Raw genomic sequence first — 25,759 nt, forward strand, 5'->3', positions numbered from 1 at the left:
GCCGTGCTCTTCGCCCACCGCCGCCCCGACGGCCGCTTCCGCCTCGCGGGGCCGGTGATCGGCACCTACCTCGGCGTGGCCGTGCTGCACGCTCTGGGACTCCATGCACGGGATCGCGCTCTGGCTGGTGCTGCGGCTGACCACGACCAGCCTGGACCGCGCGCTCTTCGCCCAGGGCCACCTCCCGGACCCGAGCTCCCGGCAGGAGCACCTGTTCACCCTCTTCTCGGTGGGCGGCCTCGCCCTCGTGACGGCGGCGGGACTGCTGTGGCTGCGCTCGCTCGTCCGGCGCGACCGGACCTCTGACCGGTTCCATACCCCCTAGGGGTACAGTGGGTGGTATGACGGCGTACGGACCGGCGCACCGCCCGCACCGCCGCGCGTCGCACCGCACGTCAACCGCACCACCCTCGAAGAGGAGACCGACATGTCCACCACCGTCGTCTACAAGGTCACCGGAATGACCTGCGGCCACTGCGAGGGCGCGGTCACCGAGGAGATCTCCGGGATCGCCGGCGTCTCCGCGGTCAAGGCCGTCGCCGCCACGGGCGAGGTCACCGTGACCTCCGCCGCCCCGCTCGACGAGGAGGCCGTCCGCGCCGCCGTCGACGAGGCCGGCTACGAGCTGGTGGGCCCGGCCGCCTGACCGCCCCCCGAACCACCCTCGCAGGGCCGTACGGTGACTACGTACGGCCCTGCTCCCGTTTGGAACCGCCCATGGACACGCTCACGACCTCCGCCGTCACCGAGCTCACGATCGGCGGCATGACCTGTGCCTCCTGTGCCGCCCGCGTCGAGAAGAAGCTCAACCGGATGGAGGGCGTGACCGCGACGGTCAACTACGCCACCGAAAAGGCGCGCGTCGAACACCCGGCCGACCTGTCGGTCACGGAGCTGATCGCCACCGTCGTGAAGACCGGCTACACCGCCGAGGAGCCCCCGCCGCCGGAGCCCGAACCGGTGCCGGAGCCGGAGGGCGCCGAGGCCGGCACCCAGGAAGGCGCGGCGCGGGAGACGGACCCGGAGCTCGGGTCGCTGCGGCAGCGGCTCACGGTCTCCGCCGTGCTCTCGCTGCCCGTCGTGCTCCTCTCGATGGTCCCGGCCCTCCAGTTCGACGACTGGCAGTGGCTCTCGCTCACCCTCGCCGCGCCCGTCGTGGTCTGGGGCGGGCTGCCCTTCCACCGTGCGACCTGGACCAACCTGCGCCACGGCGCCGCCACCATGGACACCCTCGTCTCGGTCGGCACGCTCGCCGCCTTCGGCTGGTCGCTGTGGGCGCTCTTCCTCGGCGACGCCGGCATGCCCGGCATGCGCCACGACTTCGACCTCACCGTCACCCGCGACCACGCCTCCTCCACCATCTACCTGGAGGTGGCGGCCGGAGTGATCACCTTCATCCTCCTGGGCCGCTACCTGGAGGCCCGCGCCAAGCGGAAGGCCGGCGCGGCCCTGCACGCCCTGCTGCGGCTCGGCGCCAAGGACGTGGCCGTGCTGCGGGACGGCACGGAGGTAAGGGTGCCGGTGGCCGCCCTGCACGTCGGCGACCGCTTCCTCGTACGGCCGGGCGAGAAGATCGCCACGGACGGCACCGTGACCGAGGGCGCCTCCGCCGTCGACGCCTCCCTGCTCACCGGCGAGTCCCTGCCGGTCGACGTGGTCCCCGGCGACGCCGTCACCGGCGGCTGCGTCAACACCTCGGGCCGGCTGGTCGTCGAGGCCACCCGGGTCGGCGCCGACACCCAGCTCGCCCGGATGGCCAGGCTCGTCGAGGACGCCCAGAGCGGGAAGGCCGCCGTACAGCGCCTCGCGGACCGGATCTCCGCCGTCTTCGTGCCGGTCGTGCTGCTCCTCGCGCTCGGCACCCTCGGCTTCTGGCTGGGCACGGGGCAGGGCGCGACCGCCGCCTTCACCGCGGCCGTCGCCGTGCTGATCATCGCCTGCCCCTGCGCGCTCGGCCTCGCCACGCCGACCGCGCTCATGGTCGGCACCGGCCGCGGCGCCCAGCTCGGCATCCTCATCAAGGGCCCCGAGGTCCTGGAGTCCACCCGCCGCGTCGACACGGTCGTCCTCGACAAGACCGGCACCGTCACCACCGGCCGCATGGAACTGACCGGCGTGCACGTCTACGGAGGCGCCTACGGCACCGCCCGCACCGACGAGAACGAGCTGCTGCGCCTCGCGGGCGCCCTGGAGCACTCCTCCGAGCACCCGGTCGCCCGCGCCGTCGCCGCCGGCGCCGCCGCGCGGGTGGGCGAGCTGCCCGTACCGAAGTCCTTCGAGAACGTGCCGGGCCTCGGCGTGCGCGGCTCGGTCGACGGCCATCTGGTGCTCGTCGGACGCGCGGCCCTGCTCGCGGCCGAGGAGATCGAGGTCCCGGCGGAGTCCGGCCCCGGCGTCGTGCACGTCGCCTGGGACGGGCGGGCCCGCGGCACCCTGACGGTCGCCGACGCGGTCAAGGACACCAGCGCCGAGGCGGTGACCCGGCTGCGCGGTCTGGGCCTGCGGCCGGTGCTGCTCACCGGGGACGGCCGGGCGGTGGCCGAGCGGGTGGCGGCGGAGGTCGGCATCGACGAGGTGATCGCCGAGGTGCTGCCGCAGGACAAGGTGGACGTGGTGCGGCGGCTGCAGGCGGAGGGCCGCACGGTGGCGATGGTCGGCGACGGCGTGAACGACGCGGCGGCGCTGGCGACGGCCGATCTGGGGCTCGCGATGGGCACCGGCACGGACGCCGCGATCGAGGCGAGCGACCTCACCCTGGTCCGCGGCGACCTGCGGGTCGCGGCGGACGCCATCCGGCTCTCCCGGCGCACCCTGGCCACGATCAAGGGCAACCTGGGCTGGGCCTTCGGCTACAACGTGGCCGCGCTGCCGCTGGCGGCGGCGGGGCTGCTCAACCCGATGATCGCCGGGCTCGCGATGGCCTTCTCGTCGGTCTTCGTGGTGACGAACAGCCTGCGGCTGCGCCGCTTCCGCTGAGCGGCGCGGGGCCCTGACCACCCACGATCACGCCATGATCACGCGAATTCACCTACACGTGATGCACAGGACCTTCACAAAGAGATCTAGATCACAGATATTGGGGGGTAACCATCTGGGCTGTTCGCGAGTCTAAGTGGGCGATGCCGAGAACGTCTTGGGGGACGTTCATGGAGATGTCTTGGGGGACGTCTCCAGGCAAGCGCGGCCGGGGCACGTGCACCGGGGAGCTTTGAGCGGCCCTCCCGTACGTACCCCGGCAGACCGCGCGAGCAGACGCCCGGCCCGGATCCCGTGGGGGGAATCCGCACCGGGGATATGGGAAGCGCCCCGACCGTCGACCCGTGGGGGGATCGGCGGCGGGGCGCTTTCGCCAGGCGCTCGGGGCGGCTGCGGTCAGCGGGCCTCGACCGGGACGAAGTCGCGGAGGACCTCGCCGGTGTAGATCTGGCGCGGGCGGCCGATGCGGGAACCCGGCTCCTTGATCATCTCGTGCCACTGGGCGATCCAGCCCGGAAGGCGGCCGAGGGCGAAGAGCACGGTGAACATCTCGGTCGGGAAGCCCATCGCGCGGTAGATGAGACCCGTGTAGAAGTCCACGTTCGGGTAGAGGTTGCGCGAGACGAAGTAGTCGTCGGAGAGCGCGTGCTCCTCGAGCTTCAGCGCGATGTCGAGCAGCTCGTCGGACTTGCCGAGGGCCGACAGGACGTCGTGCGCCGCCGCCTTGATGATCTTGGCGCGCGGGTCGAAGGACTTGTACACCCGGTGGCCGAAGCCCATCAGGCGGACGCCGTCCTCCTTGTTCTTCACCTTGGTGATGAAGGCGTCGACGTCGCCGCCGTTGGCCTGGATGCCCTCGAGCATCTCCAGGACGGACTGGTTGGCGCCACCGTGCAGCGGGCCCCACAGGGCCGAGATGCCGGCGGAGATCGAGGCGAACATGTTCGCCTGCGAGGAGCCGACCAGGCGGACGGTGGACGTCGAACAGTTCTGCTCGTGGTCCGCGTGCAGGATCAGCAGCTTGTCGAGCGCGGAGACCACGACCGGGTCGAGCTCGTACTCCTGGGCCGGGACCGAGAAGGTCATGCGCAGGAAGTTCTCGACGTACCCGAGGTCGTTGCGCGGGTAGACGAAGGGGTGGCCGATCGACTTCTTGTACGCGTACGCCGCGATCGTCGGCAGCTTCGCGAGGAGCCGGATCGTGGAGAGGTGGCGCTGCTTCTCGTCGAACGGGTTGTGGCTGTCCTGGTAGAAGGTGGACAGCGCGGAGACCACGGAGGACAGCATCGCCATCGGGTGGGCGTCGCGCGGGAAGCCGCGGAAGAAGTTCTTGACGTCCTCGTGGACCAGCGTGTGCTGGGTGATCTCGTTCTGGAAGGTGGAGAGCTCCTCCGCCTTCGGCAGCTCACCGTTGATCAGCAGGTACGCCACCTCCAGGAAGGTGGACTGCTCGGCCAGCTGCTCGATGGGGTAGCCGCGGTACCGCAGGATGCCCTGCTCACCATCGAGGTAGGTGATGGCGGATTTGTAGGCGGCGGTGTTGCCGTATCCGCTGTCCAGGGTGACCAGACCGGTCTGGGCTCGGAGCTTCCCGATGTCGAAGCCCTTGTCGCCGACGGTGCTCTCGACCACCGGGTAGGTGTATTCACCGTCCGCGTACCGCAGTACTACAGAGTTGTCGCTCACGTCATCCCTCACCGACGTAGTGCCTCTTCTTCGAGGTGCCCTGACTGTCTCTACCATCCCCCATTTGGCTCAGGAGAGTGCACTCGGGGTCGACCATTGGGCCAATTGGCGGCACTCAGTGCCGTCAACCTGCTCATCCTGCCCCCTTCGCCCCGGTTCCGGAAGTCCTCCGTGATCTTTCACACGACATGGCCCCCTGTGAGCCGATAAGCGAGTGCGGTAAAGCGGCGCCCGGCCGAGACCGTCCGCACCGCCTGGGCGATCGCCTTGCGCGAGCCCACCAGGACGACGAGCTTCCGGGCCCGGGTGACGGCCGTGTAGAGCAGGTTCCGCTGGAGCATCATCCAGGCGCTCGTGGTGACCGGGATCACCACCGCCGGATACTCGCTGCCCTGGGAGCGGTGGATGGTCACAGCGTAGGCATGGGCCAGCTCGTCCAGCTCGTCGAACTCGTACGGGACCTCCTCGTCCTCGTCGGTGCGCACGACGAGCCGCTGCTCGACCGGGTCGAGGGCGGTGACCACGCCCACGGTGCCGTTGAAGACGCCGTTGGCGCCCTTCTCGTAGTTGTTGCGGATCTGGGTGACCTTGTCGCCGACCCGGAAGACCCGGCCGCCGAAGCGCTTCTCGGGGAGGCCGGGCCGGGCCGGGGTGATCACCTGCTGGAGCAGCCCGTTGAGCGCGCCGGCGCCGGCGGGACCGCGGTGCATGGGGGCGAGGACCTGGACGTCGCGGCGCGGGTCGAGCCCGAACCTGGCCGGAATCCGGCGGGCGGCGACCTCCACGGCGACCCGGGCGGCGTCCTCGGTCTCCTCCTCCGCGAAGAGGAAGAAGTCCGGCAGCCCGCTCGTCACGGGCGGAAGGCCCTCGTTGATCCGGTGCGCGTTGGTGACGACCCCGGACTGCTGGGCCTGGCGGAAGATCCGGGTCAGCCGGACGGCCGGCACCGGGCCGCCGGGAGCGAGGAGGTCCGCGAGCACCTCGCCCGCGCCGACCGACGGCAACTGGTCCACGTCTCCCACCAGCAACAGGTGTGCACCCGGTGCCACGGCCTTGACCAGCTTGTTCGCGAGGAGCAGGTCCAGCATGGAGGCCTCGTCGACGACGACCAGATCGGCGTCGAGCGGCCGGTCCCGGTCGTACGCGGCGTCGCCGCCGGGCTTCAGCTCCAGGAGCCGGTGCACGGTCGAGGCCTCGGCGCCGGTCAGCTCCGCGAGCCGCTTGGCGGCCCGCCCCGTGGGTGCGGCGAGCACCACCTTGGCCCGCTTGGCGCGGGCCAGTTCCACGATCGAGCGGACCGTGAACGACTTGCCGCAGCCCGGGCCGCCGGTGAGCACCGCGACCTTGCGGGTCAGGGCGAGGCGGACGGCCTCCTCCTGCTCCGGCGCGAGCGAGGCCCCGGTCCGGTCCGCGAGCCAGGCCAGGGCCTTGTCCCAGGCGACGTCCCGGAAGGCCGGGAGCCGGTCCTCGTCCGCGGCGAGGAGCCGGCGGAGCTGCGCGGCCAGGGACAGCTCGGCCCGGTGGAACGGGACCAGATAGATCCCGTTGACGGGCAGCCCCTCGGGCCCGGGCACCTTCTCCCGTACGACGCCCTCCGGGTCCTCGGCGAGCTCGCCGAGGCAGTCGATGACGAGCCCGGTGTCGACCTGGAGCAGCTTCACGGCGTCGGAGATGAGCCGCTCCTCGGGCAGGAAGCAGTGGCCCTGGTCGGTGGACTGCGACAGCGCGTACTGCAGGCCCGCCTTGACCCGGTCGGGGCTGTCGTGCGGGATGCCGACGGCCTGGGCGAGCCGGTCGGCGGTGAGGAATCCGATGCCCCAGACGTCGGCGGCCAGCCGGTAGGGCTGGTTCTTCACCACGGAGATCGAGGCGTCCCCGTACTTCTTGTAGATCCGGACGGCGATGGAGGTGGAGACGCCGACGCCCTGGAGGAAGACCATCACCTCCTTGATCGCCTTCTGCTCCTCCCAGGCCGCGGCGATGTTCCCGGTGCGCTTGGGGCCCAGGCCCGGGACCTCGATCAGGCGCTCGGGCGACTCCTCCAGGATCCGCAGGGTGTCCAGACCGAAGTGGGTCGTGATGCGGTCGGCGAAGACCGGCCCGATGCCCTTGATCAGACCCGAGCCCAGGTAGCGGCGGATGCCCTGGATGGTGGCGGGCAGGACGGTCGTGTAGTTCTCCACGGTGAACTGCCGCCCGTACTGCGGGTGGGAGCCCCAGCGGCCCTCCATGCGCAGGGACTCCCCCGGCTGGGCGCCGAGCAGCGACCCGACGACCGTCAGGAGATCGCCGGCACCGCGGCCGGTGTCGACCCGGGCGACCGTGTACCCGTTCTCCTCGTTGGCGTAGGTGATCCGCTCCAGGACACCCTCGACGACGGCGGTGCGGTACGGCTGACCCTCGTTGGACATGCACCGACCGTAGCGAAGGGGGCCGACATCGCAGGCGTGGCCCTGTTCACGAGTGGTGAAGTCAGTTATTCACGAGTTCGGGAGGCCCCTGGGCGGTGTCCTGTTCGATGTTCACGGGAGGTGACAGCGCCCGGTCCGAGAAGCTCGCCCCCGCCTATTGGAGGCTCCATCGGTGCGGGTGCCCGGGCTCGGTGGGGCAGGCGAAGATGTTCAGCAGGCCGTCTCGGCCGATCGTGAGCTGCGTGGGGCGGCTGTCCCGAAGATGCTCGGCGACATCCCACTCTTCGGCGGGCATCCAGCTGCCGTCGGCGCCGTCCCACTCGCGGCTGTCGACGGTCAGCAGTAGGACCATCGGTGCGGCACAGGCATCGCAGATCATCGGGTGGGGGCCGGTCGTGCGCCAGGAGGGGAATCCACCCACCCGGCAGCCCTGTGGAATCGACAGGTCATGGTGGTAGGTGACCAGCTTGTCGTCCAGGCCGCGCTTTTCCGCCTTGCGTTCCTCCGCGTCCTCCCAGGCGTCGATCCTTCTCCACAGCCTGGCCGGCAGCGAGCCGGCGTACGGGTAGGTGACGACCTGCTCAGGGTGCAGCACGCATGGCTCGGCGACCGCGCCCTCGAAGCCGACCAGCGCGGGCAGCGGCGGAGCGTCCAGCGGCACAGCGACCTGGTCGGAACGGCGCCAGCGCACGTGCGGGGCCACGCCGTAGCGGCTCGGGCCATGTGCCTCGAACGGGCACCAGAGGACCTGGAGCAGGTCGCAGCCGTCCGGGCCCGGCGGAAGGCCGGGCACGTCCCGGCGGTACAGCTGGACCAAGCCGATCAGCGGGATCGGATCGGTGTCGGCGATCTCCCGTTCGCGGTGCCTGCGGCCGAGGTCCTTGAGCAGGACCCGTTCCTCGTCGCTGGGTCGGTCACGGGCCCAGGCATCGGCGAGCACCTGACGCGCGCGGCGGATGTCCGCGACGCGGTATCCACTACTGCGCTTGTGCGGCTCGGTGCAGACCGGCCACGGTTCGTCGGCCGGCCACAGCAGAGGTCCGCCGATCGAGCTGACCGATGCGTCCGGACGCCCCGGCCGCGGGTGCAGGCGGGTCGTCACACCACGAAACGCCCCCAGCTTTGGGAAGAGCCCCTCAATGTGCACCGGGCGCGGCGGCGTAGTTCTGCTCATGGCGGAAACCCTAAGTCACCACATCGGCCATGATCACCCGTGCCCGTGCTGTTCGAACTCGTGAGCTTTTCGATGCGAGAGAGCGGACCACATGACTCCCGGTCTGGTGAACAAGTGCTGTCCGATCTCGCGTACAGAGCCACTCAAGGAAGTCGACCAGCAGGACGTGCGGAACCCGGGCGCCTGACCGCCCGCACACAGCGTGTCAGGCCCCGGGGTTCGTCAGAGCGCCAGGAACGCCTCCAGCGTCTCCTCCAGGACCTCCACGCCGTCCCGGGCCCACAGCTCGTCGTTGAACAGCTCGACCTCCACCGGGCCCTCGTAACCCGCCTTCGCGACCAGTTCGCACCAGGCCGGGAGGTCGATCGCGCCCGTGCCCAACTGGCCCCGGCCGTTGAGGACTCCGGCCGGGAGCGGGGTGGTCCAGTCGGCCAGCTGGAATGAGTGGATGCGGCCGGTCGCGCCCGCGCGGGTGACGGCGGACGGGGCGCGGTCGTCCCACCAGAGGTGGTAGGTGTCGACGACCACGCCCACCCGGTCGGCCGGGAAGCGTTCCGCGACGGCCAGGGCCTGGTCGAGCGTGGAGATCGCGCAGCGGTCGGAGGCGTACATGGGGTGGAGGGGCTCGATGGCGAGCCGGACGCCGCGCTCTGCGGCGTACGGGGCCAGGGCGCCGATCGCGTCCGCGATGCGGGCGCGCGCGGCGGGCAGGTCGCGGCTGCCGGACGGGAGGCCGCCCGAGACGAGGACCAGGGTGTCCGTGCCGAGGGCCGCCGCCTCGTCGACGGCCGCGCGGTTCTCCGCCTCCCACCCGTCGGAGGTGAAGAAGCCGCCACGGCACAGGGTGGTCACGGCGAGCCCGGCGTCCCGCACCAGCGCGGCCGCCGCCTCGACCCCGTACTCCCTGACGGGTTCGCGCCACAGGCCGATGCCCGGGACGCCCAGCCGTACGCAGTGGGCGACCAGTTCGGGCAGCGGCAGCTGCTTGACGGTCATCTGGTTGATGCCGAAGCGGTCGATGTTCACCGGGGGACTCCGTGGACGTCCAGCAGGGCGCGCATCCTGGCCTCGGCGCGCGCCGGGTCGGGAAACAGGCCGAGGCCGTCGGCGAGTTCGTACGCCCGCGCCAGGTGCGGGAGCGAGCGGGCGGACTGGAGGCCGCCGACCATCGTGAAGTGCTCCTGGTGGCCGGCGAGCCAGGCCAGGAACACGACGCCCGTCTTGTAGAAGCGGGTGGGCGCCTGGAAGAGGTGGCGGGAGAGCGCGACCGTCGGGTCCAGGAGCTCGCGGAAGCCGGCCACGTCGCCCGTGTCGAGCGTCCGCACCGCCTCCGCCGCCAGCGGCCCCAGCGGGTCGAAGACGCCCAGCAGCGCGTGGCTGAAGCCCTGGGCGTCCCCGGCGATCAGCTCCGGGTAGTGGAAGTCGTCGCCCGTGTAGCAGCGGACGCCCTGCGGCAGCCTCCGCCGGAGACCGACCTCGCGCTGCGCGTCCAGGAGCGAGACCTTGATGCCGTCGACCTTGTCCGGATGTGCGGCGACGACCTCCAGGAAGACCTCCGTGGCCGCGTCCAGGTCGCTCGACCCCCAGTAGCCCTCGAGCGCCGGGTCGAACATCGGGCCCAGCCAGTGCAGGACCACCGGCTCGGCCGCCTGCCGCAGGAGATGGCCGTACACCTCCAGGTAGTCCTCGGGGCCCGTCGCGGCGGCGGCCAGGGCGCGCGAGGCCATCAGGACGGCCTGGGCGCCCGCTTCCTCGACGACGGCGAGCTGCTCCTCGTAGGCCGCGCGGATCTCCGCGAGGGAAGCCGTCCCGAGCGGGTCGGTCCCCGTGCGCCGGCCGGACCCCGCGGGCCGCCCGGCCACCGCGAGCTGGTCGGTCCCGACGCCGCACGCGATCCGGCCGCCGACCGCCTTCGCCTCGGCGGAGGAGCGGCGGATCAGCTCCGCCGCCCCGGCCCAGTCCAGGCCCATGCCGCGCTGCGCGGTGTCCATCGCCTCGGCGACGCCGAGGCCGTGGGACCACAGGTGCCGGCGGAAGGCGAGCGTCGCGTCCCAGTCGACGGCGGCGGGAGAGTCGGGGCTGGTGTCGGCGTACGGGTCGGCGACGACGTGGGCGGCCGAGAAGACCGTACGGGAGGTCAGCGGGCCGGTCGTGGACGGCGCGGGCGGTTCGGTGCGCGGCGCGTACGCCCGCAGCTCCCCGCCCGCCTGGGGCAGCAGGATCACGGACGGACTCACAGCGAGACCTCCGGGACCTCGATCCGGCGGCCCTCCGCCGCCGACCGCAGACCGAGTTCGGCGAGCTGGACGCCGCGCGCGCCCGCGAGCAGGTCCCAGTGGTACGGCTCGCCGAGCGCGACGTGGCGCAGGAACAGCTCCCACTGCGCCTTGAAGCCGTTGTCGAACTCGGCGTTGTCCGGCACCTCCTGCCACTGGTCGCGGAAGGACTCGCCGGCGTTCAGCGGGAGGTCCGGGTTCCACACCGGCTTCGGGGTGGCGGCGCGGTGCTGGATCCGGCAGCCGCGCAGCCCGGCGACGGCGGAGCCGTGGGTGCCGTCGACCTGGAACTCGACCAGTTCGTCGCGGTGGACGCGGACCGCCCAGGAGGAGTTGATCTGCGCGATCGCCCCGCCCTCCAGCCCGAAGATGCCGTACGCGGCGTCGTCGGCCGTCGCCTCGTACGGCTTGCCCGCCTCGTCCCAGCGGCGCGGGACGTGCGTGGCGACCTGGGCGGTGACGGAGGTGACCCGGCCGAAGAGCTCGTGGAGCACGTACTCCCAGTGCGGGAACATGTCGACGACGATGCCGCCGCCGTCCTCGGCGCGGTAGTTCCAGCTGGGGCGCTGGGCGTCCTGCCAGTCGCCCTCGAAGACCCAGTAGCCGAACTCGCCGCGCACGGACAGGATCTCGCCGAAGAAGCCGCCGTCGACCAGCCGCTTGAGCTTGCGCAGGCCGGGCAGGAACAGCTTGTCCTGGACGACGCCGTGGCGGATGCCCTTCTCCTCGGCCAGGCGGGCGAGTTCGAGGGCTCCGGCGAGGTCTCCGGCGGTGGGCTTCTCGGTGTAGACGTGCTTGCCCGCCGCGATCGCCTTCGTGATCGCGGCGACGCGGGCGGAGGTGACCTGGGCGTCGAAGTAGACGTCTACCGTCCCGTCGGCGAGGACGGCGTCGAGGTCGGTGGACCACTCGGTCAGGCCGTGGCGCTCGGCCAGGGCGCGGAGCGCGGGCTCGCGGCGGCCGACGAGGACCGGCTCGGGCCACAGGGTGTCGCCGTCGCCGAGGTCGAGTCCGCCCTGTTCGCGCAGGGCGAGGACCGAGCGGACGAGGTGCTGGCGGTAGCCCATGCGTCCGGTGACGCCGTTCATGGCGATGCGGACGGTTCTGCGTGTCACGAAGGTGGTCCTCTCCTGGGCGGGCCGTGCTTCGCGCTGACCGGAAGTCCGATGGAAAGCGCTTTCTATCATCCATGACGCTAGCCTGCCGACATCACCGCCGACAAGGGCTCTGGAGGTACGCACGCGATGACCGTCACCCTGGCGGACGTGGCCGCCCGCGCACGGGTCTCCCCCGCGACCGTCTCCCGCGTGCTGAACGGCAACTATCCGGTCGCCGCCGCCACCCGCGAGCGGGTCATGCGGGCGGTCGACGAGCTGGACTACGTCCCCAACGGCCCCGCGAGCTCGCTCGCGGCCGCCACGTCCGACCTGGTCGGGATCCTGGTCAACGACATCGCCGACCCCTTCTTCGGGATCATGGCCGGGGCGGCGCAGGGCGCGATCGGCGCCCAGAGCGGTGGGGCCGGCGGGCCCGAATGGTCGGGTGGGTCTTCCGGGAGCGGGTCCGGTGGGCCTTCCGGGAGCGGCGGGTCCGGTGGCGACCAGGCCGGGACCCCTCAGGCCGGGACCCCTCAGGCCGTGAGCGAGAAGGCGGGCGGCGAGAAGCTGGCCGTCGTCTGCAACACCGGCGGCTCGCCCGCGCGCGAACTCACCTATCTCACCCTGCTCCAGCGGCAACGGGCCGCCGCCGTGATCCTCACCGGCGGATCCCTGGAGGACCCGGAACACCTCGCGGCGGTGACGGCCAAGCTGTCCCGGCTCGCGGAGGCCGGCACCCGGGTGGTGCTGTGCGGCCGGCCGCCGCTCGGGGAGCCCACGGCGGGCGGACCGGCCGGTGAGCCGGCGGTCGCCGCGACGCTCGCCTTCGACAACCGGACCGGCGCGCGCCGGCTCACCGAGCACCTGCTCGCCCTCGGCCACCGGCGGATCGGTTACGTCGCGGGCCCCGAGAACCGCACCACCACCCGGCACCGCCTGGAGGGCCACCGCGCGGCGCTCGCGGCGGCGGGAGTCGCCGAGGGGCCGACCGCGCACGGCCGCTACGACCGCGCGTCCGGCTACGAGGCGACCGCCGAACTCCTGGACCGCGACCCGGACCTGACGGCCGTCGTGGCCGCCAACGACACGGTCGCGCTCGGCGTGTGCGCGGCGCTGCGCGACCGGGGCCTGAGCATCCCCGGCGACGTCTCGGTGGCAGGCTTCGACGACCTGCCCTTCGCGATCGACGCGGTGCCCCCCCTGACGACCGTACGCCTGCCCCTGCACGAGGCGGGCGCCCGCGCCGGCCGCCTCGCGCTGGGCACGGAGGCGCCTCCGGCGGGCGGCGTGGCGACGATCGCGGCGGAGCTGGTGGTACGGGGGTCGACGGCGGCGCCGCGCGCCTGACGCGGGCTCAACACCCCACCCCCGCCTCCACCCCGGTCCCTACCGCCGAATGGCCGCGCCCGCGCCATCGGAGTGATCAGCCGGATGACCCGCGCAACTCGCACACCCCGCGCCGTGCGCAAAGGCTTCCGCTCAGAAGCCCCACCCCGAACCGAGAGGTGATCATGAGCGGAAGACTCCTGCTGCCCGGCCGGTCCACGAGAAGGCGCGCCGCCGCCATCGGTGCGGCCGCACTGCTGTGGAGCGGCCTGGCTCCGGCGGCGTGGCAGACCGCGCTGGCCGAGGACGGGCGGACCGACGGCGTACGGGCGGCGGACGCGCGGGCCTCCCAACCCGGGACCGGCCTCGCGTGGGGCAGCAACGCCAGTGGTCAGCTCGGCGATGGCACGACGACCGTGCGCAGCACCACTCCGGTCCGGGTCTGCGGCGGCGCCCCGTGCCCTTCGCCCTTCGACGACGTGATCGCCGTCGACGGCAGCATCGCCCACAGCGTGGCGCTGCGTGCCGACGGCACCGTCTGGGCCTGGGGCTCCAACGCTTCGGGCCAGCTCGGCAACGGCACCAACGCCGACAGCAACACCCCCGTGCAGGTGTGTGCCGTCGGAGCGACCGCGCCCTGCGCCGACTTCCTCACGGGCGTCACCGCGGTCTCCACGGGCTTCGCCCACGTCCTGGCCCTCCGGGCGGATGGCAGCGTCGTGGCTTGGGGCAACAACGGTTCGGGCCAGCTCGGCGACGGCACGAACAACCCCAGCAACGTGCCCGTCGTCGTCAGCGGTCTGACCGGTGTGGCCGCCGTCTCCGCCGGCGATTTCCACAGCCTGGCCGCACAGACCTCCGGCACCGTCAAGAGCTGGGGGGACAACACCTCCGGCCAGCTGGGCAACGGCACGAACGCCCCCAGCAACACGCCCGTCCCGGTGACCATCGCCGGCAACGTGACCGCCGTCGCCGGAGGCGGAGCACACAGCCTGGCGCTGCGCAACGACGGCGTCGTGCAGAGCTGGGGCGCCAACCTCTCCGGCCAGCTCGGCAACGGCACCAACACCAACAGCAACGTGCCGGTCCAGGTGAGCGGGCTCACCGGGGTGAAGTCGATCGCCGCCGGTGTCGGCCACAGCCTGGCGGTGCCGGCCGACGGCATCGCCCGCACCTGGGGCAACAACGGCTCCGGCCAGCTCGGCAACGGCACCACCACCAACAGCAACGTCCCCGTGCGGGTCTGTGCACCCGGAACGACCGCCCCCTGCGCCAGCTTCCTGACCGGGGTCAAGGACCTCTCCGGCGGCTTCGTCCACAGCGCGTCGCTGCACACGGACGGCACCGTCCGCACCTGGGGAGGCAACAGCGCCGGCCAGCTGGGCAACGGCACCACCACCAACAGCACCGTCCCCGTCAGGGTCTGCGAGATCGGCCAGACCGCTCCCTGCACCCGCTTCCTGGACGGCGTGGGCGCCCTCGGCACGGGTGACAACCACACGCTGGCCGTCCAGCGGCCGAGCGCCGACCTGGCCATCGCCATCAAGGGCGTGCCCAACCCCGTCCCGCACGACCAGAACCTGACCTACACGCTCACGGTCAAGAACAACGGCCCGACGGCCGCCGAGGACGTCCGCCTCGACGACACCCTGCCCGCTGACGGCGAGTTCGTCAGCGCCGTCTCCACCCACGGCAGCTGCGTCGTCCCGCCGACCGGGTCCACCGACACCGTGACCTGCGCACTGGGCGACCTCGCCGCGAACACGTCGAAGGCCGCGCAGATCGTCATCACGGTCCGGGCCAACGCCGGGACCACGGTGGTCAACACCGCGAAGGTGACCAGCGGCACGCCCGACCCGAACCAGATCAACAACACGGCGACGGTGCGGACCCGGGTGAGCTGAGCCCGCACGCACCACCGCACGGAATCAGAGACCCGTGGCCGCGAGCCCCGTCGCGCTCAGCACCGCGGCCACGGTCTCCTCGACCGTCTGCTCCGCGTTGTCGATCCAGACGCCCTCGTCGGAGAGTTCGGCGCGCATGGCCTCGTCCAGCGGGGCCCAGTTGGTCGTCAGGCGCTTGTCCCGGGCGTTGTTGCGCTCCCAGGCCTTCTCGGGGCCCGGGGCGAGGACGATCACGTGGAGCGGGCCGGTCGTCAGCCGGGAGCGGTAGTAGTCGAGGTGGGAGCGGCGGACCACCACGTCGTCGACGACCGGCAGGAAGCCGGCCGCGCGGAAGCTGTCGGCCAGCAGACAGGCGTTGCGGGCGCGCAGCAGGATCTGCCGGTCGGCCTCCGGGTCGCCGTCGGGCGTCGGCCAGTGGCAGCCCTGGACGATCAGCTCCTGGAGCTTGTCGACCTCGATGCGCGCGGACCGCTCGAACCGGGCCGCGAGTGCCGCCGCGACGGTGCTCTTGCCGCTGCCGGGGATGCCGACCAGGAGGACGGTGCCGGGGGCGGGTACGGGGCTGTCGACGGTGACGTTCTCGAAGGTCATGCACGCTCTTCCACGGCGACACGGACGGGGTCGGGGCGCACGCTACTGGTTTCCCCGTCGTTCCGCCTCCGGATATTCAGCGAGGTCAGCGCCACTCCGCCGACCAGCAGCGCGGCCGCGCACCAGCGCAGCGGGCTCACCGACTCGCCCAGGAAGAGCGCGGCCGAGGTCATGCCGAAGACCGGGACGAGGAGCGAGAACGGGGCCACCGAGGAGGCCGGGTGACGGCGCAGCAGCCAGCCCCAGGCGCCGAAGCCGAAGACGGTGGCGACCCAGGCGACGAAGACGATGACGCCGACGCCCGCCGGATCGAGGGCGCGCAGCGCGGCCAGGTCGCGTGCGGGGCCCTCCACCAGCAGCGAGAGGCCGAGCAGCGGCAGGACGGGCACGGTGCTGACCCACACCATGAAGTTGAGCGGGTCGGGCGGGGCGGCCTTGCGGGTGAGGACGTTGGACACGCCCCAGGCGACGGCGGCCGCGATCACCAGGACGAAGCCGGTCAGGGAGCTCGACGCGCCCTCGTCGACGGCGGCGACCCCGATGCCGGCGAGGGCCACGGCCATGCCGAGCAGCTTGACGCGCCCGGGCCGCTCGCCGAGCGCGAGGAAGGCGAACAGCGCCGTGAACACGGCCTGGACCTGGAGGACCAGCGAGGACAGACCGGCCGGCGCGCCCAGGCTCATGCCGGTGAAGAGGAGCCCGAACTTGGCCACGCCGAGGGCGAGTCCGACGCCCAGGATCCACTTCCAGGCGACCTTGGGCCGTCCGACGAAGAAGACGGCGGGCAGCGCGGCGACCAGGAAGCGGAGGGCGGAGAAGAGCAGCGGCGGGAAGTGGTCGAGGCCGATCTCGATGACGACGAAGTTGACGCCCCAGAGGGCGGTGACCAGGGCGGCGAGGGCGAGGTGGGCGGGGCGCATGTCCTTGAGGATCGCCCGGCCGAACTGTGTAGCACCAGCACGGATTCCTTCATGGTTGGATGAAGCACTGCTACATCCAACCCATCGCGGGGAGGCTTCGGTGCTGGATCTCGGACGTCTGCGGGCGCTGCACGCCGTCGCCGTGCACGGCACGGTCGGCGCGGCGGCCGCCGCCCTCGGCTACACCCCGTCCGCCGTCTCCCAGCAGATCGCCAAGCTGGAGCGGGAGACCCGTACGACCCTGCTCGAACGCAGCGGCCGGGGCGTCCGCCTCACCGACGACGCCCGCCAGCTCGCCGACACCGCCGAGCGGCTGCTCGCGATGGTCGAGGAGGCCGAGGTGCGCCTGGAGGAGCGGCGCGGACTGCCGGCCGGCCGGCTGCGGATCGGCTGCTTCCCGAGCGCGGCGCGCGGACTGATGCCCCGGGTGCTCGCCGACCTGGCCCGCCGTCATCCCGCGCTCGACGCCCGCCTGACGGAGGTGGACCCGCACCTGTCGGTGGACCTGGTGGGCCGTGGCGTGCTCGACCTGGCCGTGGCGCACGACTGGGACATCGCCGCGCTGCCCGTGCCGCCGGGCGTGGAGCAGGCGGTGGTCGGCGACGACGGCTGCGACGTCCTGGTGCCGCGGGACCATCCGCTGGCGGCCCGGGACGTGGTGCGGCGCGAGGAGCTGAGCCAGGAGCGGTGGATCACGCAGCCGCCGGGGACGGTGTGCCACGACTGGCTGATCCGGACGCTGCGGGCGACCGGTTACGAGCCGGTGGTCGCCCACCAGGCCGAGGAGAACCACACGCAGGTGGCCCTGGTCGCGGCCGGTCTCGGCATCGCGCTCGTCCCTCGGCTCGGGCGTGGGCCGCTGCCGCCGGAGGTGGCGGCGCTGCGGCTCGACCCGGTCCCGGTGCGGCGGCTGTGGGCGCTGTGGCGGGCCGGTGCGGCACGGCGGCCGGCGATCACGGAGACGGTGCGTACGCTCCAGGAGCTGTGGCCGGAGGCCGCAGCGGCCAGGTGACGGGAACGCGTTTTCTTGCGCGGATCCTTGACCTGGCAGTTACTTTCCGGCTATCCGTGGCACCTTGGAAGTTTCCTTCACGGAAGGAGCACCAGTGCACCACCGCGCCCTGTCCCCCTCCAGACGCACCGTCCTCACGGTGACGGCTGCGGCCGCCGCGGCCGCCGTCACCGGGACGAGCACCCCCGTGTACGCGGCCGACGACAGCCAGGACGAGAAGCTGCGCGCCCTCCTCTCCCGCATGTCCCTGGAGGAGAAGGTCGGCCAGCTGTTCGTCATGCGGGTCTACGGCCACTCCGCCACCGCCCCCGACCAGGCCGACGTCGACGCCAACCTCAAGGAGATCGGCGTCCGCACCGCCGCCGAGCTGATCGGGCGTTACCACGTCGGCGGCATCATCTACTTCGCCTGGGCTCACAACACCCGCGACCCGCACCAGATCGCGGACCTGTCCAACGGCATCCAGCGGGCCGGGCTCGCCCAGCCCACCCCGGTCCCGCTGCTGATCTCCACCGACCAGGAGCACGGCATCGTCTGCCGGGTCGGCGAGCCCGCCACGCTGCTGCCCGGCGCGATGGCACTCGGCGCAGGCGGAGCGCACGCGGACGCCCGCAAGGCGGCGCAGATCGCGGGCGCGGAGCTGGCCGCCGTCGGCATCCGGCAGAACTACGCACCGGTCGCCGACGTCAACGTCAACCCGGCCAACCCGGTCATCGGCGTCCGTTCCTTCGGCTCCGACCCGCAGGCCGTGGCCGGACTGGTCGCCGCCCAGGTCAAGGGCTATCAACGGGCCGGGGTCGCGGCCACCTCCAAGCACTTCCCGGGGCACGGGGACACGGCCGTGGACAGCCACTACGGCCTGCCGACCATCACCCACACCCGCGAGCAGTGGGCCGAGCTCGACGCGCCGCCGTTCCGCTCGGCGATCGCCGCCGGCATCGACTCGATCATGACCGCGCACATCGTCGTGCCCGCGCTCGACCCGAGCGAGGACCCGGCGACCCTGTCCCGGCCGATCCTCACCGGCATCCTGCGCGAAGAGCTCGGCTACGACGGCGTCGTCGTCACCGACTCGCTCGGCATGGAGGGCGTGCGGACCAAGTACGGTGACGAGCGCGTCCCGGTCCTCGCGCTCAAGGCGGGCGTGGACCAGCTGCTCAACCCGCCGAACCTGGCCGTGGCCTGGAACGCGGTCCTGAAGGCCGTCAGGGACGGCGAACTGACCGAGGCCCGGCTCGACGAATCGATCCTGCGGATCCTGCGGCTCAAGGCGAAGCTGGGCCTGTTCAAGGACCCGTACGTCAGCGGCGCCGACGTGGACCGCACCGTCGGCACCGCGGCCCACCTGGCCCACGCCGACCGGATCGCCGAGCGGACGACGACGCTGCTCGTCAACGAGGGCGGCTTCCTGCCGGTCAGCAGGCGCAGCCACCCCAAGGTGCTCGTCGTCGGCGCCGACCCGGCCTCGCCGTCCGGCACCACCGGCCCGCCGACCACCACCCTGGCCGGCGCGCTCACCGAACTCGGCTTCACGGCACGGGCGTTGTCGACCGGCATCACGCCGACCGCCGCGAAGATCGAGGAGGCGGTGGCCGCCGCGGCCGGACAGGACCTGGTCGTCGTCGGCACGTACAACGTGTCGGCGACGAGCCCGCAGCGCACCCTCGTCGCCCGGCTCGTCGCGACCGGCGTGCCCGTCGTGACGATCGCCATCCGCAACCCGTACGACGTCGCGAGGATCAGCGGCCAGCGGGCCACGCTCGCCAGTTACTCGTGGACGGACGTCGAACTGCGCGCCGCCGTACGGGTGCTCGCGGGCCGGGCCGAGCCGAGCGGCAGACTGCCCGTCCCCATACAGAGCGCGGACGACCCGGCGAAGGTGCTCTATCCGGTGGGCCACGGGCTGACCTACCGCTGAGACCCGCCGGGAAACGGGCCGGCCCCCGTCCGTGACCGCACGGACGGGGGCCGGCGCGTCATCCGCGCACGAGGCTCACGGCACTCACGGCCGCAGGCCGTGCTCCCGGGTGGCGTCCTCGTCGACAGGCCTGTCGATGCGCGCGTCGAAGCGGGCCAGCGGCTGTGCCGCCTGCACGGCGGGCGCCTCGACGCCGGCCCAGGCGAGGATCCTGGCGGTGGCGTTGGCCTTCTCGGCCTCGACCAGACCGGCCACGTTGGCCCCGTGGTTGGCGCCCGGCGCGACGTAGACGTAGCTGTCACGGGCGCCCTTGCCGAGGCGGAACTTCTCCGAGCCCCACGGGTCGTTGCCGCCGTAGACGAACAGCATGCGGTTCGCGTTGTGGCGGACCCAGGTGTCGACGTCCCGCATCACCCACGGCTTGAAGCGCATCGGGATGTCGCTCGGCACGAAGTTGCGGGCGGGCTGGTAGCCGTAGCGGCTGAGGCCCGCGAGGTGCGGCTGCGTGATGGTCGGCGAGCCGAGCTCGGTGGCCGCCTGGTAGTAGTACGGCGTGTACCCCTCCAGGCCCTGGTCGGTGTAGGCGGACCAGCCGGAGTAGGCGTCGATGGTCTCGTAGACGGTGTCGTCGCTCGCGGTGGCCGCGTCCGGGATCTGGTCGCAGACGTCCTGGCCGTAGTACTGCCAGAAGCCCCACACGAAGTCGAGGACGACGGCCTCGTAGGCCTTGTCGAGCGAGCCGAGGGTGTTGAAGGTGGCGCCCTCGGACTCGGCCCAGGCGGCCAGCTTCTTCTCCAGCGGCTCGCGGCGCACCAGCGCCTCGCGCTGCATGGCGTTCAGCCGGTTGCGGCAGTCCTCGGTGCCGACGGTGGCGAAGAACCGGTCGTAGGCCGAGTCCTCCTTCTCCACCACGTCGTTGGGCGCCACGTACGCCACGACGCCGTCCATGTCGCGCGGGTAGAAGCGCTCGTAGTAGGTGGCGGTCATGCCGCCCTTGGAGGCGCCGGTGGACAGCCAGTTCTTGCCGTAGATCCTCTTCAGCGCGGTGAAGATGCGGTGCTGGTCGCTGGCGGCCTGCCAGATGTCGAGCTTCGACCAGTCGGCGGGCTGCGGCCGGGACGGCGTGAAGAAGCGGTACTCCATGGAGACCTGGTTGCCGTCGACGATCCTGGTCGGCTCGCTGCGGCTGGGCGTGGTGCTCAGCGAGTAGCCGCTGGTGCGGAAGACGGTGGGGCGGTCGGTGTCCTTGTGGAGGACGGAGATCCGCTGCTTGAACGTGCCGGCCCACGGGCGGCGGTGGTCGACCGGCTGCTCGTAGTTGAGGACGAAGTAGCGGTAGCCGGCGTACGGCTTCTCCTCGATCAGGCTCATCCCCGGTATCGCCAGGATGCGGTCCTTGATGTCCGCACTCTGCGAGTCGGCGACGGACGTGCTGCCCGAATCCGGTTCCGCGGCGGTAGCCACGCCGGTGGAGCCGACGGTGCCTATGAGCACCGACAGCGACAGCAGCCATCTGAGCGACTTGCGCATTCACCCTCCCCTTGGTTCACAACGGTGTCGCGAACCTAGCGGGGGCAACGTGCGGGCCGCCAGACCCGGTTGAGCCTTACCTGTGCCTCAGCACAGGATCCAGCCGGTGGACGTGCCCCGGCCGGAGACGGAGGCGGACACCCGGACGCAGCGGTTCAGGGCGTGGACGGTGACCGGTCCGGCCTGGCGGGTGAAGCGGCCGGCGTTGACGGTGGCCCGGCCGCCGCGCGGCTGCAGCGAGACCGACATCGTCTGCCGCGGCCCGGGCCGTCGGGTCACGGCGAGCGCGCAGACGTACTGCCGGGTCCGGTAGAGCCGCAGTTCCCCGGTGGCGAAGCCGATCGTGCGGGTGGGCCGCCCGTGGCAGACGGACGCGGCGTCCGCGCTGCCGGCCGCGGGCCCGGCCAGGACGAGGAGACCGGCGGCGACGACCAGGGTGAGCACGTACGCGGAGAGCCGACGAACCGCTCTCACCGCAACCCCACCGAACACACGCACCCCTCCCCTGCTCCTGCCGTACATGCATACGACGCGGCCGGGACCGATTCGGTTGCCTCCCGGGCGGCTCCAGGGCCGCGTTGTGCCCTAGGCGTCGCGTCCCGGGAGGAAGTGGCCGAGGACGAGGGTGAGGAAGAAGGCCTCGGCGCCGAGCAGGGTCCACAGGGCGGCCCGGCGGCTGACGGCGGGCGGGGCGGGCGGCGCCGGCGGGCGGGTGTCCGGGGTCGCGAGGGCCCAGATCCACGCTGCCGCCGCCACGGCGAGGGTGCCGAGGTAGAGCCCGCCCGGGATGTCCGTGCAGGTGCCCCGCATCACGCACTCCGTCCCGGTCTCCGTGGACAGCGCGAGGACCACGACGACCACGGTCGCCGGGGGCAGCAGCAGTCCGGCCCACAGGGCGCGGCGGCGCAGCCGCCGGGCCTCGGTCTTCGGGGCGGGCGGCGCGGGCAGGGGACGGAAGTCGTTCATGAGCCGATTCAAACCGGCCCGACGGCCGGCCGGAATGCGTCGTCGTACTCAGACGGGCAGGGGCAGGGGCCCAGATCCGGAAGAGACGGCCCGGGCCGGCCGGGCCCGGGCTCAGACCGCCTCCGCCGCGCGCTCCTCCTCGACGCCCTCGCCGATGAAGGTGCGCCACAGTGCCGCGTACTGCCCGTCGCGGGCGAGCAGTTCGTCGTGGGTGCCGTCCTCGGCGACCCGGCCGTGGTCCATGACGACCACCCGGTCCGCGCGGGCGGCCGTGGTGAGGCGGTGGGCGACGACCAGGGTCGTGCGGCGGCCGGCGAGACGGTCGGTGGCCGCGTTGACCTGGGCCTCGGTGGCCAGGTCGAGGGCGGCGGTGGCCTCGTCGAGGAGCAGCACGTCCGGGTCGACCAGCTCGGCGCGGGCCAGGGCGATCAGCTGGCGCTGACCCGCGGACAGGTTCCGGCCGCGCTCGGCGACCTCGTGGAGGTAGCCGCCGTCGAGGGTGGCGATCATGTCGTGGGCGCCGACCGCGCGGGCCGCGGCCTCCACCTCGGCGTCGGTGGCGTCCGGGCGGCCGTACGCGATGGCGTCGCGGACGGTCCCCTCGAAGAGGTACGCCTCCTGCGGCACGACGCCCAGCCGGTGGCGGTACGCGGTGAGGTCGAGCTCGCGCAGGTCGGTGCCGTCGGCGGTGACCCGGCCCGCCGTCGGGTCGTAGAACCGGGCGACCAGTTTGACCAGCGTCGACTTGCCCGCGCCGGTCTCGCCGACGAAGGCGACGGTCTGGCCGGCCGGGATCCGCAGGTCGATTCCGGTGAGGGCGGCCTCGCCCTCCTCGGCGGACCCGTAGCCGAAGGAGACGTCCTCGAAGGCGATCTCGCCGCGCAGCGACGGCACGTCCCGCGGAGCGTCGGCCGCGGCGGTGGAGGTCGGCTCCTGGAGCAGCTCCTGCATCCGCTTCAGGGACACGGCGGCCTGCTGGTAGCCGTCGAAGACCTGCGACAGCTGCTGCACGGGCGCGAAGAACAGGTCGATGTAGAGGAGGTAGGCGACCAGCGCACCGGTGGTGAGCGTGCCCGCCTCGATCCGGTTCGCGCCGACGATCAGGACGGCGGCCGCGGCCACCGAGGACAGCAGCGTGACGAACGGGAAGTAGATGGAGATCAGCCACTGGCCGTGGACGCGGGCCCCGCGGTACGCCTCGCTGCGGGCCGTGAACCGCTCGGCGCCCGCCCGCTCGCGCCGGAAGGCCTGCACGATCCGCAGGCCGGCGACGGACTCCTGGAGCTCCGCGTTGACCACGCTGATCCGCTCGCGGGCCAGCTCGTACGCCTTCACGCTGGCGCGGCGGAAGAAGTACGTGGCGACGGCGAGGACCGGCAGGGTCGCGAAGACCACGAGGGCGAGCTGGAGGTCGAGCACGAGCAGCGCGACCATGATGCCGAAGAAGGTGACGACGGAGACGAAGGCCGTGACCAGACCGGTCTGGAGGAAGGTCGACAGGGCGTCGACGTCGGTGGTCATCCGGGTCATGATCCGGCCGGTGAGCTCGCGCTCGTAGTAGTCCAGGCCGAGCCGCTGGAGCTGGGCGAAGATCTTCAGGCGCAGCGCGTAGAGGATCCGCTCGCCGGTCCGGCCCGTCATCCGGGTCTCGGCGGTCTGCGCGACCCACTGCACGAGCACGGTCAGCAGGGCGAGCGCGGACGCGGCCCACACGGCGCCGATCGCCAGCCGGTTGACGCCCTCGTCGATGCCGTGCCGGATGAGGACCGGCAGCAGCAGCGCGGCGCCCGCGTCGACGGCGACCAGGCCGAGGCTGATCAGCAGCGGAAGCCCGAAGCCCCGGAGGAGGCGGCGCAGCCCGTAGGAGTCCTCGGGCGACACGGCCCGCGTCTCGTCGACATCCGGGACGTCGCTCGCGGGCGGCAGGGCCTCGACGGCGGCGAGCAGCTCCGGCGTGGCCCCGGGGGCCGCGGCCTCCCGGTCGTCGGTCTCCTCGCGCACCCACAGGGCGGGCGTGATGCCGCGTTCGGCGTCGAACTCGGCGTCCAGCTCGGCCCGCAGCGTGCGGTCCTCGGGCAGCTCGGCCGGCAGCGCGTGCCCGGGCGAGACGGCGCCCAGCTCGTCGGGGTCGGTGAGGAGCCGCCGGTAGAGGGCGGAGTCGCGCTCCAGCTCCTCGTGGGTGCCTATGGCGGCGAGGCGGCCGCCGTCGAGGACGGCGATCCGGTCGGCTAGGCCGAGGGTGGAGCGGCGGTGCGCGATGAGCAGGGTGGTGCGGCCCGCCATCACCGACTTCAGGGCCTCGTGGATCTCGTGCTCCACCTTGGCGTCGACGGCGGAGGTGGCGTCGTCGAGGACGAGGAGCCGCGGGTCGGTGAGGATCGCGCGGGCCAGCGCGATGCGCTGGCGCTGGCCGCCGGAGAGGGTCAGGCCGTGCTCGCCGACCTTGGTGTCGTAGCCGTCCGGGAGCTCGGAGATGAAGCGGTCGGCCTGCGCGGCGCGCGCGGCCGTCTCGATCTGCTCCTGGGTGGCGTCGGGGACGCCGTAGGCGATGTTGGCGCGGACGGTGTCGGAGAACAGGAAGCTGTCCTCGGGGACCAGGCCGACGGCGGCGCGCAGCGAGTCGAGGGTGAGCTCGCGGACGTCGTGGCCGCCGACGAGGACGGCGCCGCGGGTCACGTCGTAGAAGCGGGGCAGGAGGAGCGAGACGGTGGACTTGCCGGAGCCGGAGGCGCCGACGACGGCGACGGTCTCGCCGGGCCGGATCTCCAGCGAGAAGCCCTCCAGGACGGGGCTGCTCTTTCCGTCGGCGCTCTCGTACGCGAAGGACACGTCGTCGAACTCGACGGTCGCGGGCGCGTCCGCCGGGAGCTCCTTGGTGCCGTCCTGCAGGCTCGGCTCGGTGTCGATCAGCTCCAGGACCCGCTCGACGCCGGCCCGGGCCTGCTGGCCGACGGTGAGGACCATGGCGAGCATGCGGACCGGGCCGACGAGGGAGGCGAGGTAGGAGGAGAAGGCGACGAAGGTGCCGAGGGTGATCTGCTGGCGGTAGGCGAGCCAGCCGCCGAGTGCGAGCACGGCGACCTGGCCGAGCGCGGGCACGGCCTGCAGGGCGGGCGTGTACTTCGCGTTGAGCCGGATGGTGCGCAGCCGGCCCGCGAACAGCCTCCGCCCGGCCTCGCGGATCTTGCCGGTCTCCTGGTCCTCCTGACCGAAGCCCTTCACGACCCGCACGCCGGTCACGGCCCCGTCGACGACACCGGCGACGGCGGCGGCCTGCTGCTGCGCGTACCAGGTCGCGGGGTGGAGACGGGTGCGGCTGCGGCGGGCGATCCACCACAGGGCCGGGGCGACGGCGAGGGCGACGAGGGTGAGCGGGAGGGAGAGCGCGGCCATCACGCCGAGCGAGATGAGGAACAGCAGCACGTTCCCGATGGTCATCGGGAGCATGAAGAGGAGGCCCTGGATCAGCTGGAGGTCGCTGGTGGCGCGTCCGACGACCTGCCCGGTGGACAGCTCGTCCTGCCGCCGCCCGTCGAGCCGGGTGATGGTCCCGAACATCGCGGTGCGCAGGTCGTGCTGGACGTCGAGGGCGAGGCGTCCGCCGTAGTAGCGGCGGATGTAGGTGAGGACGTAGACGACGACGGCGGAGGCGAGCAGCAGCCCGGTCCACGTGCCCAGGGACCCGGTCTTCGCGCCGATGACGTCGTCGATGATCACCTTGGTGATCAGCGGGACGAGCGCGAGCACGGCCATGCCGGCGAGGGAGGATCCGAGCGCGAGCACCACGTCGGCCTTGTACCGCCACGCGTACGCCCACAGTCTGCGCGCCCAGCCCGGCCCGCGCTCCCCCGTCTGCTGTTCCTGCCCCACCGCCGCCACGTGGCGCCTCCCGTTCGTCCTGCCCTACCGGAAGGCCCAACACGGCCGACGTGCGATTTCATCCCGCCGCAACAATTCCGGGCCCATGGGCCG

The 25,759-nt window shown here is 72.5% G+C and carries 19 protein-coding genes; 7 read left to right on the plus strand and 12 right to left on the minus strand.

Annotated features, from left to right (window positions below; genetic code table 11):
* The first annotated feature begins 103 nt into the window (after positions 1 to 103).
* The 3 genes from ACFY8W_RS29580 to ACFY8W_RS29590 all read left to right on the plus strand — a co-directional run bounded on the left by ACFY8W_RS29580 (position 104) and on the right by ACFY8W_RS29590 (position 2,976).
* Positions 104 to 325 (plus strand): hypothetical protein, encoded by a 222-nt coding sequence (locus ACFY8W_RS29580; protein WP_391111632.1) that lies wholly within the window; start codon positions 104 to 106, stop codon positions 323 to 325.
* A 102-nt stretch (positions 326 to 427) separates the two neighbouring features.
* Positions 428 to 646, plus strand: a complete 219-nt coding sequence (locus ACFY8W_RS29585; RefSeq protein ID WP_384415317.1) for a heavy-metal-associated domain-containing protein — start codon at positions 428 to 430, stop codon at positions 644 to 646.
* A 71-nt stretch (positions 647 to 717) separates the two neighbouring features.
* Positions 718 to 2,976: a heavy metal translocating P-type ATPase gene (locus ACFY8W_RS29590; RefSeq protein ID WP_391111636.1), complete on the plus strand. Its 2,259-nt coding sequence runs from the start codon at positions 718 to 720 to the stop codon at positions 2,974 to 2,976.
* 396 nt (positions 2,977 to 3,372) lie between these two features.
* Here ACFY8W_RS29590 and ACFY8W_RS29595 read toward each other — a convergent pair whose 3' ends face one another.
* From ACFY8W_RS29595 to ACFY8W_RS29620, 6 genes are all read right to left on the minus strand, one after another.
* Positions 3,373 to 4,662: a citrate synthase gene (locus ACFY8W_RS29595; protein WP_391111639.1), complete on the minus strand. Its 1,290-nt coding sequence runs from the start codon at positions 4,660 to 4,662 to the stop codon at positions 3,373 to 3,375.
* Between the two features lie 179 nt (positions 4,663 to 4,841).
* Positions 4,842 to 7,073, minus strand: coding sequence for an ATP-dependent RecD-like DNA helicase (locus ACFY8W_RS29600; RefSeq protein ID WP_391111642.1), 2,232 nt, complete (start codon positions 7,071 to 7,073; stop codon positions 4,842 to 4,844).
* A gap of 154 nt (positions 7,074 to 7,227) precedes the next feature.
* Positions 7,228 to 8,175: a hypothetical protein gene (locus ACFY8W_RS29605; protein WP_391111645.1), complete on the minus strand. Its 948-nt coding sequence runs from the start codon at positions 8,173 to 8,175 to the stop codon at positions 7,228 to 7,230.
* A 294-nt stretch (positions 8,176 to 8,469) separates the two neighbouring features.
* Complete coding sequence (locus ACFY8W_RS29610) at positions 8,470 to 9,243, minus strand: TIM barrel protein (protein WP_391112218.1); 774 nt, start codon at positions 9,241 to 9,243, stop codon at positions 8,470 to 8,472.
* A gap of 26 nt (positions 9,244 to 9,269) precedes the next feature.
* Positions 9,270 to 10,484, minus strand: a complete 1,215-nt coding sequence (locus ACFY8W_RS29615; RefSeq protein WP_391111647.1) for a DUF993 family protein — start codon at positions 10,482 to 10,484, stop codon at positions 9,270 to 9,272.
* Positions 10,481 to 11,638 (minus strand): Gfo/Idh/MocA family oxidoreductase, encoded by a 1,158-nt coding sequence (locus tag ACFY8W_RS29620; RefSeq protein ID WP_391111649.1) that lies wholly within the window; start codon positions 11,636 to 11,638, stop codon positions 10,481 to 10,483. The genes ACFY8W_RS29615 and ACFY8W_RS29620 overlap by 4 nt, the downstream gene beginning before the upstream one ends.
* A 129-nt stretch (positions 11,639 to 11,767) precedes the next feature.
* Between ACFY8W_RS29620 and ACFY8W_RS29625 the strand changes: the two genes are divergently transcribed.
* Both ACFY8W_RS29625 and ACFY8W_RS29630 read left to right on the plus strand, forming a co-directional pair.
* Complete coding sequence (locus tag ACFY8W_RS29625) at positions 11,768 to 12,967, plus strand: substrate-binding domain-containing protein (RefSeq protein WP_391111652.1); 1,200 nt, start codon at positions 11,768 to 11,770, stop codon at positions 12,965 to 12,967.
* Between the two features lie 164 nt (positions 12,968 to 13,131).
* Entirely contained in the window at positions 13,132 to 14,850 is a 1,719-nt protein-coding gene (locus tag ACFY8W_RS29630) for a hypothetical protein (RefSeq protein WP_391111655.1), read from the plus strand.
* A 24-nt stretch (positions 14,851 to 14,874) separates the two neighbouring features.
* On the opposite strand, the gene ACFY8W_RS29635 is transcribed toward ACFY8W_RS29630, so the two are convergent.
* Both ACFY8W_RS29635 and ACFY8W_RS29640 read right to left on the minus strand, forming a co-directional pair.
* Positions 14,875 to 15,441, minus strand: a complete 567-nt coding sequence (locus tag ACFY8W_RS29635) for an AAA family ATPase (protein WP_391111657.1) — start codon at positions 15,439 to 15,441, stop codon at positions 14,875 to 14,877.
* Positions 15,438 to 16,361 carry an EamA family transporter gene (locus ACFY8W_RS29640; protein WP_391111660.1) on the minus strand — a complete coding sequence of 308 codons (924 nt, stop codon included), beginning with the start codon at positions 16,359 to 16,361 and terminating at the stop codon, positions 15,438 to 15,440. The genes ACFY8W_RS29635 and ACFY8W_RS29640 overlap by 4 nt, the downstream gene beginning before the upstream one ends.
* A gap of 100 nt (positions 16,362 to 16,461) precedes the next feature.
* On the opposite strand from ACFY8W_RS29640, the gene ACFY8W_RS29645 reads away from it, so the two are divergent.
* Complete coding sequence (locus tag ACFY8W_RS29645; RefSeq protein ID WP_391111663.1) at positions 16,462 to 17,373, plus strand: LysR substrate-binding domain-containing protein; 912 nt, start codon at positions 16,462 to 16,464, stop codon at positions 17,371 to 17,373.
* 94 nt (positions 17,374 to 17,467) lie between these two features.
* Positions 17,468 to 19,291: a glycoside hydrolase family 3 N-terminal domain-containing protein gene (locus ACFY8W_RS29650; protein WP_391111666.1), complete on the plus strand. Its 1,824-nt coding sequence runs from the start codon at positions 17,468 to 17,470 to the stop codon at positions 19,289 to 19,291.
* 84 nt (positions 19,292 to 19,375) lie between these two features.
* Here ACFY8W_RS29650 and ACFY8W_RS29655 read toward each other — a convergent pair whose 3' ends face one another.
* The 4 genes from ACFY8W_RS29655 to ACFY8W_RS29670 all read right to left on the minus strand — a co-directional run bounded on the left by ACFY8W_RS29655 (position 19,376) and on the right by ACFY8W_RS29670 (position 25,666).
* The gene (locus tag ACFY8W_RS29655; RefSeq protein ID WP_391111669.1) at positions 19,376 to 20,821 is read right to left on the minus strand and encodes an aminopeptidase; all 1,446 of its coding nucleotides are present in this window, start codon (positions 20,819 to 20,821) and stop codon (positions 19,376 to 19,378) included.
* 87 nt (positions 20,822 to 20,908) lie between these two features.
* Positions 20,909 to 21,343 (minus strand): hypothetical protein, encoded by a 435-nt coding sequence (locus tag ACFY8W_RS29660; protein WP_391111672.1) that lies wholly within the window; start codon positions 21,341 to 21,343, stop codon positions 20,909 to 20,911.
* A 63-nt stretch (positions 21,344 to 21,406) separates the two neighbouring features.
* The gene (locus ACFY8W_RS29665; RefSeq protein ID WP_391111675.1) at positions 21,407 to 21,787 is read right to left on the minus strand and encodes a hypothetical protein; all 381 of its coding nucleotides are present in this window, start codon (positions 21,785 to 21,787) and stop codon (positions 21,407 to 21,409) included.
* Positions 21,788 to 21,898: 111 nt separating this feature from the next.
* Positions 21,899 to 25,666 carry an ABC transporter transmembrane domain-containing protein gene (locus tag ACFY8W_RS29670; RefSeq protein ID WP_391111678.1) on the minus strand — a complete coding sequence of 1,256 codons (3,768 nt, stop codon included), beginning with the start codon at positions 25,664 to 25,666 and terminating at the stop codon, positions 21,899 to 21,901.
* Positions 25,667 to 25,759 lie beyond the last annotated feature (93 nt).

The organism is Streptomyces sp. NPDC012637, from assembly GCF_042954805.1.
GTDB lineage: Bacteria > Actinomycetota > Actinomycetes > Streptomycetales > Streptomycetaceae > Streptomyces.

Coding starts and splice junctions, on each gene's coding strand:
- ACFY8W_RS29610 (WP_391112218.1), bottom strand. CDS start 9,243: ATGACCGTCAAGCAGCTGCCGCTGCCCGAACTGGTCGCCCACTGCGTA.
- ACFY8W_RS29660 (WP_391111672.1), bottom strand. CDS start 21,343: ATGTACGGCAGGAGCAGGGGAGGGGTGCGTGTGTTCGGTGGGGTTGCG.
- ACFY8W_RS29580 (WP_391111632.1), top strand. CDS start 104: ATGCACGGGATCGCGCTCTGGCTGGTGCTGCGGCTGACCACGACCAGC.
- ACFY8W_RS29585 (WP_384415317.1), top strand. CDS start 428: ATGTCCACCACCGTCGTCTACAAGGTCACCGGAATGACCTGCGGCCAC.
- ACFY8W_RS29600 (WP_391111642.1), bottom strand. CDS start 7,073: ATGTCCAACGAGGGTCAGCCGTACCGCACCGCCGTCGTCGAGGGTGTC.
- ACFY8W_RS29655 (WP_391111669.1), bottom strand. CDS start 20,821: ATGCGCAAGTCGCTCAGATGGCTGCTGTCGCTGTCGGTGCTCATAGGC.
- ACFY8W_RS29590 (WP_391111636.1), top strand. CDS start 718: ATGGACACGCTCACGACCTCCGCCGTCACCGAGCTCACGATCGGCGGC.
- ACFY8W_RS29640 (WP_391111660.1), bottom strand. CDS start 16,361: ATGCGCCCCGCCCACCTCGCCCTCGCCGCCCTGGTCACCGCCCTCTGG.
- ACFY8W_RS29635 (WP_391111657.1), bottom strand. CDS start 15,441: ATGACCTTCGAGAACGTCACCGTCGACAGCCCCGTACCCGCCCCCGGC.
- ACFY8W_RS29630 (WP_391111655.1), top strand. CDS start 13,132: ATGAGCGGAAGACTCCTGCTGCCCGGCCGGTCCACGAGAAGGCGCGCC.
- ACFY8W_RS29665 (WP_391111675.1), bottom strand. CDS start 21,787: ATGAACGACTTCCGTCCCCTGCCCGCGCCGCCCGCCCCGAAGACCGAG.
- ACFY8W_RS29625 (WP_391111652.1), top strand. CDS start 11,768: ATGACCGTCACCCTGGCGGACGTGGCCGCCCGCGCACGGGTCTCCCCC.